Here is a 10,019-nt window from a genome sequence, read left to right as displayed (position 1 = left end):
CGAGCCTCCGCTACCGGATACTCACTCAGGCGCTACCAGATACTCACCACACCGCTACCATTTCAGTCTTCTAAACACTTGAGCCCGAAGGGGCTCTTCTGGTATTTCCTGGCGATCTTCGCTGCCACGATTTTTCTTCGGAGCCCAGTTGATCTGGAGCACGCACATCGCGGCGGCGGAGTTCTTCGAGTCCCCGATGAACACACCCATGACACGGTCCCCGTCGCAGGCCGTGAAGATACCGCCCCGCACTAGAATGATCTTCTCTGCACAGTAGAGATAGTTCTTGTAGACCTCCGCAGCGAACCAGTCGTTGTACACCTCGACCATCCTCGTCGATGACGCTATATCCGCCTAGAAGACGGTTGCGTCGATCTCGACGGCAAGGTTCCTCAGTGGAAGGTCAACGGCGTCGGACACTTTCTGGCCTGCGCGTCGTTCATCTTGCTCGTCGACAGTCTTCTGGACATACGCATCAGGTTCATCTTTCGGAACTCATGCCCGGGGCCTCCCCCACGCTCTCTCTAACCGTTGATTCGATCAGCTTAACCGCTGCGCAATGTCAAAGGGGTGTAGTAACAGGTCTGTTAGCGACCTGCCACACACGCCGGACGTTATAAGACGAAACGAAACTCCACCAAGTTTCCTCCGTACTAGCGACGAAGCCATGGTGGTCGAACTTCAACTTCTCACCGTCGGCGTGCTCCTCCATGCTTCTCACTTGGTGCCCCTCATGGGCTACTCGCCGATCTGATACACCCGAACGTCGTTTCTTTAGGGCAAGGGCTCACACCAATTTGACGGAAGGAGGATAGGGGATGTAAGTGGTTAATAATCATTAATCTATGCGAGCAAAGAGCTGATCGCTTGGTCCGCTGCCTCGTCGACCTGCGACAGTACGCACTCGTCGCACGGCGTTCCGACGGCGACAAGATGCGCGATGAGCGTTCCTCTAACGACCGATCGCACGTCACCTGCGCCAACTGAAATATCTGATTCGATGAGCCCAGCAAGTGCTACTTTCGCACGGTTGAGCGCCTCATCCAGGGTCCCACCCGGTGCGCTCGCACCATCAACACGACGGCGGCAGACGACAACGCTGTCCAGATTTGAAGGTTCTCGAGCACTGGTTTTGACGACGCTTGTCGACATCTCGCCCTTGACCGGCTGGACAGCGGTCACCACGAACCCAGCGCGGTGGAGAGACTCGATGACCTGAACCCACCCGGTGATGCGAGCTTGGTGGAAGGTAAAAGCCAGCAGCCCGCCGGGCCTCAGCACACGGGCACACTCTGCCCAGACGGCCTCGATAGCTTTGCCAAACTCAGCGGGGTCAGCGTTCTGAACTTCGCCGGCCCGGCGTGTGGTGTTGGCGTGAGAGTATCCTTCGAAGGGATGGACTCCTTGCAGCCATGCATGGAAGAAATCAGCTAGTTCCGCGTAATGGACGTTGTCCATATACGGCGGGTCGGTGACAACCAGGTCGACGGATCTCTCCGGAAGGTCCGTGTCGGCAGAATTCATAGTCGCGAGATAAGCTGCCTGTCCGGATGTCTCCTGGAACTCCTCCCACGAGCCCGCAATCTTCGCGGCGATAGGCACGGCGACACCTGATACCCGCTCTACGGTTTTACCGAAAAGAGTGTCTACCTCGACTAAGTCGAAAGGGTCAAGCTTGTATTGGTGCGCTTTTACTAGGCGGCTCTTGAACAGCGTCGAGAACGATCCCGAGGACTGCGGCGTACCCCATGGATGGGCCTCGAGGGGCGTCCTTTCGGGCTTGAGGATGTGGTGGCTGAACATGTGCCGTACCGCACCGGTCCCCTCGCCCTTGAACGAAGTGAACATGTTATTGAACTCGAGTGTCCCCGAAAACAATGCACTCAGCGCTTCCCGTTCTGCAGAAGGCATGGGAAGGTCTCTAATGGCGGTAGCGAGATACGACAGTGAGAGCAACTGCCGAGCGTTGAAGAAGTCCTTCCACTCACGAAAATTCCACCTCAGCGCCTGGTTCGTGTTGTTTCCCGGAGCAAGCTCACCGACCGGGAGTACAACGTCGTCCGGAAGGGCAGCAAGTTCTTCGGCGCATTCATTGTATAGGGCCTGGTCCCAGTCGGTTATGGGCTCATAGCTCTTCCCTCCCGTGGGGTTGAGCACCATCTTGGCGTACATCTCGTATAACGGACGACGGTCACCGAGGGCCGCAATAGTCTTGAAGTTGTGGCCGTTGGGACAGGTCGTTTTTTGACCGCGCACCGCCCCGGTAGGCAAGATTTCGTGCCCATTTGGGCAGATCTCCTGAGAGAAGTCATATCGGCTTTCTTTGATTGCCAGACACTGGGGGCAGACAATCTGGGCCTTCGGCACGCGCTTCGGGTAGGCATTTTTCGAGAATACCGGCGAATCGAATAGTCGCACCGACACGGAGCATTCCGGGCAGTTGACTTTCGCAACCCAAAAGTAGTACAGGACCGTACGACCATCTTCTGTACGGTGCAAACGGTCAATTGACTCGCGGCACACCGCCTCGACGTCCGCGTAGGCACTACAAAGTGCATTCATGTCCCACGACTGCATTGCCTGGCGTTCGACGAGCGTGGCAACCGGATTGATGTCGAAACAGACAGCCCTGGCCCCAAGCTTCAGCGCTTCGACACCGGTGACGCCCGAGCCCGAGAACGGATCTAGCACAGTTGCACCACGGAGGTTCAACCGCGAGGCGTACGCCGCCTCGGCGCTGTCGCCGTCCGCGGTGACCGCCGAGGCGATGATGCCGCGAAAGACAGAGCCGAGCCTCTTAGCCCACCACTTGTGAGTGCTCGTCGCCGGGCGGTTCACCTCCTTGCGCCACGACTCCTTCGTGCCGACGGCGCTCAGCATCACGGCCGGGAAGTTCCCCTCCAGACTGGAGCGTTCAGGGACGATCGAAGTCATGCCAGAGTGACCAGTTTACTGTCGCCCACGCCCCGTGAACGGTACGCACGGAAGTGGTGGACGATTCCAGCGTTAGGGTTCGGCTTTTTGTGGGTGAGCATCTCGTTGGTCTGGAGGTTGAATTCATAGGACACGAGGACGTCGTCGACTTCTACGCGCTCTAGCTGCCCGACCTCGACAAGCTGGTCGGACCTGACCTTGTAGTCGGCGGGCAGGATCAGAGTCGCAAGACCTGCCGTGCCAGCGACAAGCGCGAATGGGGTGGGAACGACGTACATCTTACGGTCGCGGACCAGGATGTCGCCATAGGAGCCGAAGCCTCGGAAGGATTTGTTCTTGTGCACGTACTCGGTGTCCGCGTTAAGGAAACTCCCGTGGCAGACCACTAGATCAACGACGGGGTACTCGTTGACGCCGCGCTCGGCCTTCGGGTAGCGGCCGAACACGTAGAAGACCTCGCGGCCGTTGTGGTTACCCGTGGGCACCTGGGAGTTCGAGTCGTAGTCGGCCTCGCGACCCGGGAATTCGAGACCCTTGACTTCATACCCCTCGGGCTGGTTCACCAATCGGAAGTCTGGGTAGGTGTTGCGGCCCGGTTCGTCATAGTCGAGCGTGCACGCCTGGATTCGCGCCTCAACCCAGTTCTGAAAGTGATATTCCTTGTCGCTCGCCGAAACACGTTGGATGAGGTCACCCTCGGCGCGAGCCCGTTCGCACTCGAGGAAGATTGCCTCGGCCGCAGTGCTCTCAGCAATCGTCATTTCTTACCTCCTGACGTAAGTCCTGTCTTGAACTCGACGACGTCCCCATCAGCCATGACGTAGTCTTTGCCCTCCTGCCGGACCTTGCCGGCGGCGCGAGCTTCAGCCATGGAGCCAAGCTGGTCCAGGTCCTCGAAGGCGACGATTTCGGCCTTGATGAAGCCCTTTTCAAAGTCGGTGTGGATCACGCCGGCTGCCTTGGGGGCGGTGTCGCCCTTGTGGATGGTCCAGGCGCGGGCTTCCTTCGGGCCGGCGGTGAGGTAAGTCTGCAGGCCGAGGGTCTCAAAACCAGCGCGGGCGAGGGTTTCCAGGCCGGGTTCGTCTTGGCCGACGGAGGCGAGGAGTTCGGCAGCGTCTTCGTCGTCAAGCTCGAGCAGCTCGGTTTCCGTCTGAGCGTCGAGGAAGACGGCTTCGGCAGGCGCAACGAGTTCGCGCAGCTCAGCCTTCTTGGCGTCGTCGGTGAGCACGCCCTCGTCGGAGTTGAAGACGTAGAGGAACGGCTTGGCCGTCATGAGGTGCAGGTCGCGGACGAGCGAGAGGTCGATCTCGCCAGCCTTCGCAGCGGCGAACAGGGTGCGGTCGGACTCGAGGATGGCTTGTGCCTTCTTCGCTTCCTCCACCTGCACGGCGATGTCCTTGTCCTTGCGCGCTTCCTTCTCTAGGCGCGGCAGGGCCTTCTCAATGGTCTGCAGGTCCGCGAGGATGAGTTCGGTGTTGATCACCGAGATATCGCTGGCAGGATCGACGCGGCCGTCAACGTGGATGACGTTGTCATCGGAGAATGCACGCACGACCTGGCAGATCGCGTCGGCTTCACGAATGTTGGCCAGAAACGCGTTGCCCATGCCTTCGCCCTCAGACGCGCCCTTGACAATGCCGGCGATGTCCACGAAGGACACCGTTGCCGGCAGGATCTCGGCCGAGCCGAAAATCTCAGCCAGGCGGTTCAGACGCGCATCCGGCAGCGGCACGAGGCCAACGTTCGGCTCGATGGTGGCAAACGGGTAATTCGCCGCCAGAACATCGTTACGGGTCAGGGCGTTGAACAGGGTGGACTTGCCCACGTTGGGCAGACCGACAATTCCAAGAGTAAGGCTCACGAGGGCCCATGATAGCCCACGGGCCCGCGCAGCTTAGAGGCGGATGCCGTTGCGCTCTGCCAGATCACGCAGCAGCGGGGACAGCAGCGCCAGGATGCCGAGCAGCCCAGCGAGCACGCCAATCACAATGCCGACGATTTTGCCTGCCGACGAGCCTTCGCCCGACGAACCTTCAGCCGAGGAGCCCTCCCCCGGAGTCGCGTCCGGGACGTTGGGGTTGGTGGTGGAACGGTCGAGGGTGAATTCGTCGACAAGCGAATCGTCTGCGACGTTGAACGTGCGGACAGTGAGCGTGTTCTTCTTCACGTCAACCACCGTGTAGTCCGGCGTGCGGTCCTGCTGCCACACGCCGATGGCCGGGCTGGCGAACTGCGAGCCCTCCATCTGGGAGCTGTCGGTGATGTCCGTGCGCTTGGCGCCGGTGGTTTCGTAGACGTCGCCGTACCGTCCGCCGCCAGCCGTGGTGGTGGTCAGGTAGAGCACCTCACCATCTTTCGGGCGCAGTACGTCGCCGGACTTGGCCGGGGTATCCGTGCCCACTGGCTCAGTGCCGTTCATCAGGCGGGAACGGTTGTACATGTGCTCGTGGCCGCCCATGACCAGGTTGACGCCGGCCTCGCTGAATGCGGGGGCAAGGCCCTCGCGCAGGCGCTTCGCCTCAGGGCTCTTGATGCCAAACTCACCGTGGGTGTACGGCGAGTGGTGCATAACCGCGATGATCCAATCCTTGCCCGCGCCATGTGCCGCCGCGGTCTGGCGCACAAACCTAGCGTGGCGCGCAATCGCCGCCGCGTCATTCTGCGTGCTGTCCAGCACGATGAACAGCGCGTTGTTGCGCTCAAAGTAGTAGTTCGCCGAGCCGTCTTCCTGGTTGGGGAAGTTCACGTGCTCCTTGAAGTGGCGCTCCACCGTGAGCCGGCTCTCCTGCTCACCCTTCGCCAGGGCCAGCGGGTAGGAACGCAGCTGCTCCGGCGAGAAGAATGCCGCCCAGCGGGAGATCGGATCACCGCCAGCAGCAATCTGATCGCCTGCATGGAGGATGAACTGCGCATCCGGGGCCTTCGCCGTGGCCTGCTTCACCGCGGTGCGCCACGCTTCTGCCTGCTCTTTAACGCGCAGACCCACACCAAGCTCCGCATCAGAGAGCGCCACGAATTTCCAGGAGCTGCCCGCACCCTGCGTGCGGAAGGACGCCGGCTCGCTCCAGCCACCCTCATTCGAACCGATCTGGTAGGTGTACTCGGTGTCCGGCTTCAGGCCCGTGATCGTAGCGTGGTTAGTGCGGTACGCAATAGCGCCGAAGTTAGCTTCCTGCGCTGCTTCACGGCGCTCCTCTTTCACCCCACCACGCGGATGAAACTTCACGTATTCCTCACCGCGATACGTGGTACGCCAGGAGAAACTCATCTCCGTCGCCGTGGCCCCCACACCAATGTGGCTCACGGTGATGGGATTCTTCGCGCCAATCTGGGCAAAGGCGGGCGCAGCAGGCACAGCCGCAAGCGACATACCAAGCGCTACCGCTGCGGCAACGCCAGATTTAAAAAGAGGACGGGATGCAGACACGGGAAGGGGCCTTTCACGTAGCGGGGGCTAAATGTTTCCAGAAAAAGTAGCACGTGTTGGGGGGTGGGGTGGGTAGGTGTGGGCAAGAGATCGTCGAAAAGCGAATGCTGGGGCACAATAGGGCGCGTGAGTTCAACGAAAAACAGCGACACCACCCACGAGTCGCCCGAGGCACCGACTGACAAGGTTACAAAGACCGGATACGACAACCGCGTCGACCGTTCCGTTGTGCTGAACTCCTGGGTGCGCTCGACCGCGCTGTTTTCACTGCGCATGCTGGCTATCGTTGTTCTGCTCGGCGCACTCGCCTACCTGCTGGGCAAATTCTGGGCCGGTGTGCTGCCCGTCGTGCTCGCTCTCATCGTCTGCACGGTGCTCGCACCCCCGACGACATTCATGCGCAAGCATGGTTTGCCCGCCGGCGTATCCGCCCTGGTCTCCATGTTGCTGGCCGTGGCGGTGCTGCTGTTCTTCGTGTCCATCATTCTGCCGGACATCATGCGCAACTCACGCGTGCTGGTCAGTCAGGCCGCACAAGGTATTCAAAACCTACAGCTGTGGCTCCAGAACCAAGACACATTGCCGTTTTCCATCGACGGCGAGAAACTCGACGCCGCATTCCAGGAAGCCGCATCGTGGCTGCAGGATCGTGCTGGCGCGATCGCGGGCGGAATCTTTTCTGGGATTGGCACGGCCACGTCCATGGCAGTCACGTTCGTGGTCGTCCTCGTGCTCACCTTCTTCTTCCTCAAAGACGGGCCGAAGTTCCTCCCCTGGCTGCGGGATGCCACCGGTGGTCGCGCGGGCCTGCACGCAACGGAGCTGCTCACCCGCTCCTGGGACACGCTCAGCGGCTACATTCGCGCGCAGGCGGTTGTGTCTTTCATTGATGCGCTGTTCATCGGTATTGGTATCTACCTCGTCGGTGTTCCACTCGCGTTTACGCTGGCGGTGATCACGTTCATGGCGGGCTTCATCCCGCTCGTCGGCGCGATTGTGGCTGGGGCGTTGGCGGTGCTCATCGCACTGGTCTCGCTCGGGTTCACCCAGGCTCTCATCGTGCTGGGCATCGTCATCGCGGTGCAGCAGCTCGAGGGCAACGTGCTCTCCCCGCTCCTACAGTCGCGCGCGATGAACCTGCACCCGGTCATCGTGCTGGTCTCCGTCACAGTAGGCGGTGGCCTCTTCGGACTCATGGGCGCGTTTCTCGCAGTGCCCGTCGCAGCCACGGTCGCGGTAGTTTTCCGTTACATCCAAGACATGCTGCGCATTCACGCCGGAGAAGTTCGCGCGGACGACCTCCGCTTCTCCACGGATGTTGGCCGCGCCCTCGCCGAAGCCGAAGAACTCGAAAGCGCAAAGGCGCGCGAGGATCTGTCCACACAGAGCGGATGGGCCGCCCCGCACATCACCGAGAAGCTTCTCGACGACTCCCCTGCCCCCACCTCCCTCCGCCTCCCCTTCGACAAACTGCCATTGCGCCGAAACAAAGACAACAAAGACAACAAAGACCAGGGGGTATCCGGCGCGAGGAATAACCGCATCGAGCGGCTCGTGCAACGCCTGCCACGCAGGGATCGCACAGAACCACAGCCAAACATTGACGAATAAATGTTCGACAAGTATGCCGTGGTACGCCTGGCGTGTCCCCCGCGTGTGGAACGGTGGGTGCTATGTCTTTCGCGTATGTAGCTGCCCCTGCCACCCCGACGGTGAATATGGCACCGTTGATGCTTGCCTTCGTTCTGGGACTTCTCCTCGGCGCGGTCGTGGGCGCTGCCGTCTATGCCCTGCGCAACCAGCGTTCTGATCCGCCACAGCTTCAGCCCGCCCCCACCCCGGAATACGCGGCGCGTCAAGGCAAAGAACTGGAGATCCTGCGCTCTTCGGTAGAGAAGCTTTCCTCGCAGGTCCGAGACTTAAATGAAGAGAGCGTTGTCACCCAATCAACGTTGGTGGCGCAGGTGCAGGCGGTAACGAGGGCGTCGACACGCTTGGGTGATCGCACGGATCAGCTCGTTTCGGCACTGCGCTCCCCCAACGTGCGCGGCAGGTGGGGTGAGATGCAGCTGGAACGCGTCGTGGAGCTTGGCGGCATGAAGAAATATTGCGATTTTGATGTGCAGGCAACCGCACACGTCGACGGTCACACACTGCGCCCCGACATGGTTATTCGGCTCAGTGGGGGCCGCAACATCCTCGTGGATGCAAAGGTGCCGTTTTCTGCTTACCTCGATGCACTTGCTACGAACGACCCGGAAGAAAAAGCCGGTTATCTGCGCCGCCACTGTCATCTGTTGCGTTCGCACGTGGACACGCTGTCTAGCAAGAGCTATGTGTCTGCATTCCAGCCCACGCCGGAATTCATCGTGCTGTTCATCCCCTCGGATCCCTTCCTCGATGCAGCATTGGAGCAAGAACCGCAGCTGCTTGATCATGCATTTGCGAAAAACATCGTTCTTGCCACCCCCGCCACTCTCTTTGCACTGCTTAAGACGGTAGCGCTGGGCTGGCAACAGGAAGACATGTCAGATAAAGCGATCGAAGTCCAACGCCTCGGCGCTGAGTTGTACGCGCGACTGGGCAAAATGGCGGAGCACTACAACCGCGTCGGGGCATCCCTCGACAAAGCGGTGGACGCTTTCAACGCCACGCTCGGCTCCATGGATTCCCGCGTCATGGTCACCGCCCGCCGTCTTCGCGATCTCGATCTGCCCGCCAAATCCTCTCTGCCCCCACAGAAACTTCAATCTGTCTCCGCCCGGGCGCGCGTGATCCACAAAACGGAAGAGCCTCCGAGGTAACATGATGCACCGTGTCTCATGCCTCTCCACGAACTTCGCTCGCCCAGGACAGCACGATGTCCGGTTTCTCCCTGGGCTCGGGACTGGGCATCCTCATCGCAGCGTTGGTCACCGGCGGTCTGATCTCGCTGTACACACAGATGATCGGCTGGCCTTTCCTAGCTATCTTCGCACTGGCGTCCGTGATCGTGGCAACGTTTGTGAGCCCCCGTGGCCTTTTCATCACCGTGGTATCCATCCCACTGCTGTTCACGTTTTTCCTGCTACTCACCGGCACACTGAACGCATACTTCTCACTGCCTGAAGGCCAAACATCACTCGGTCGCACATCAGTCTTGGTGATCCTCTACCCGCTGGTGCAGTTCTTCCCGGTACTGGCCATGGTGACGCTGGGGGCGCTGCTCATCACCGTCGTGCGCTACCAACTGCTCAAACGGCTTAACGACGACATCCGCCGCCACGAACTCCGCCAACGCCGGCGCACCAACGAAGCTAACCGACGCTCCGTGCGCGAAGCATCCCGTTCACGGCACCTGCCTGAACGCACCGCTGAACGAACCATTGAGCGCACAGCCGAGCAACCCCGAGTTCAAGCACCCGAGCGCACTACACAACGCCCTGCTCAGCCCGCTGGTAAGCAGAAACCGCGGCAGAGGTTCGCGCAAAGCACGTCCATCCCTGCCTCACAGCGCCGCGAACGTGGCCGCCGGAGCCGGAACCGCAACCGCAACGGCAACAAGGTCACCGTTGATGAGTTGCTGGCTCGGAGGAGGCGGGAACGGGATGCGTCCAAAGGTACGTCGACAAGCAACGTGCGCCGCAGGCTCAGCGACGACCTGTACGGCGACTAGCCC

At 60.6% G+C, this 10,019-nt stretch carries 8 protein-coding genes; 3 read left to right on the top strand and 5 right to left on the bottom strand.

From position 1 onward, the window contains the following. Positions 1-54 precede the first annotated feature (54 nt). From QP968_RS05630 to QP968_RS05610, 5 genes are all read right to left on the bottom strand, one after another. Positions 55-330 (bottom strand): hypothetical protein, encoded by a 276-nt coding sequence (locus QP968_RS05630; protein ID WP_284855426.1) that lies wholly within the window; start codon positions 328-330, stop codon positions 55-57. A gap of 513 nt (positions 331-843) precedes the next feature. Continuing rightward, positions 844-2,934, bottom strand: coding sequence for a DNA methyltransferase (locus tag QP968_RS05625; protein WP_284855425.1), 2,091 nt, complete (start codon positions 2,932-2,934; stop codon positions 844-846). Continuing rightward, the gene (locus QP968_RS05620) at positions 2,931-3,695 is read right to left on the bottom strand and encodes a hypothetical protein (RefSeq protein ID WP_284855424.1); all 765 of its coding nucleotides are present in this window, start codon (positions 3,693-3,695) and stop codon (positions 2,931-2,933) included. The genes QP968_RS05625 and QP968_RS05620 overlap by 4 nt, the downstream gene beginning before the upstream one ends. Further along, positions 3,692-4,795 carry a redox-regulated ATPase YchF gene (gene ychF, locus QP968_RS05615; protein ID WP_284855423.1) on the bottom strand — a complete coding sequence of 368 codons (1,104 nt, stop codon included), beginning with the start codon at positions 4,793-4,795 and terminating at the stop codon, positions 3,692-3,694. Before ychF ends, QP968_RS05620 begins: the two co-directional genes overlap by 4 nt. Positions 4,796-4,828: 33 nt before the next feature. Then, positions 4,829-6,361, bottom strand: a complete 1,533-nt coding sequence (locus tag QP968_RS05610) for a purple acid phosphatase family protein (protein WP_284855422.1) — start codon at positions 6,359-6,361, stop codon at positions 4,829-4,831. A 126-nt stretch (positions 6,362-6,487) separates the two neighbouring features. Here QP968_RS05610 and QP968_RS05605 point away from each other — a divergent pair, with 126 nt between their 5' ends. The 3 genes from QP968_RS05605 (at position 6,488) to QP968_RS05595 (ending at position 10,016) form a co-directional block, all read left to right on the top strand. Further along, entirely contained in the window at positions 6,488-7,972 is a 1,485-nt protein-coding gene (locus QP968_RS05605; protein WP_502870915.1) for an AI-2E family transporter, read from the top strand. Between the two features lie 62 nt (positions 7,973-8,034). After that, positions 8,035-9,165 carry a DNA recombination protein RmuC gene (gene rmuC / locus QP968_RS05600; RefSeq protein WP_284855421.1) on the top strand — a complete coding sequence of 377 codons (1,131 nt, stop codon included), beginning with the start codon at positions 8,035-8,037 and terminating at the stop codon, positions 9,163-9,165. A gap of 56 nt (positions 9,166-9,221) precedes the next feature. Beyond that, positions 9,222-10,016 (top strand): DUF6542 domain-containing protein, encoded by a 795-nt coding sequence (locus QP968_RS05595; protein ID WP_284855420.1) that lies wholly within the window; start codon positions 9,222-9,224, stop codon positions 10,014-10,016. Positions 10,017-10,019 lie beyond the last annotated feature (3 nt).

This window comes from Corynebacterium sp. MSK041 (assembly GCF_030232265.1).
Lineage (GTDB): Bacteria > Actinomycetota > Actinomycetes > Mycobacteriales > Mycobacteriaceae > Corynebacterium.
The sequence above is the reverse complement of the archived record's forward strand: the minus strand, read 5'-3'. Positions and strand labels throughout refer to the sequence as shown.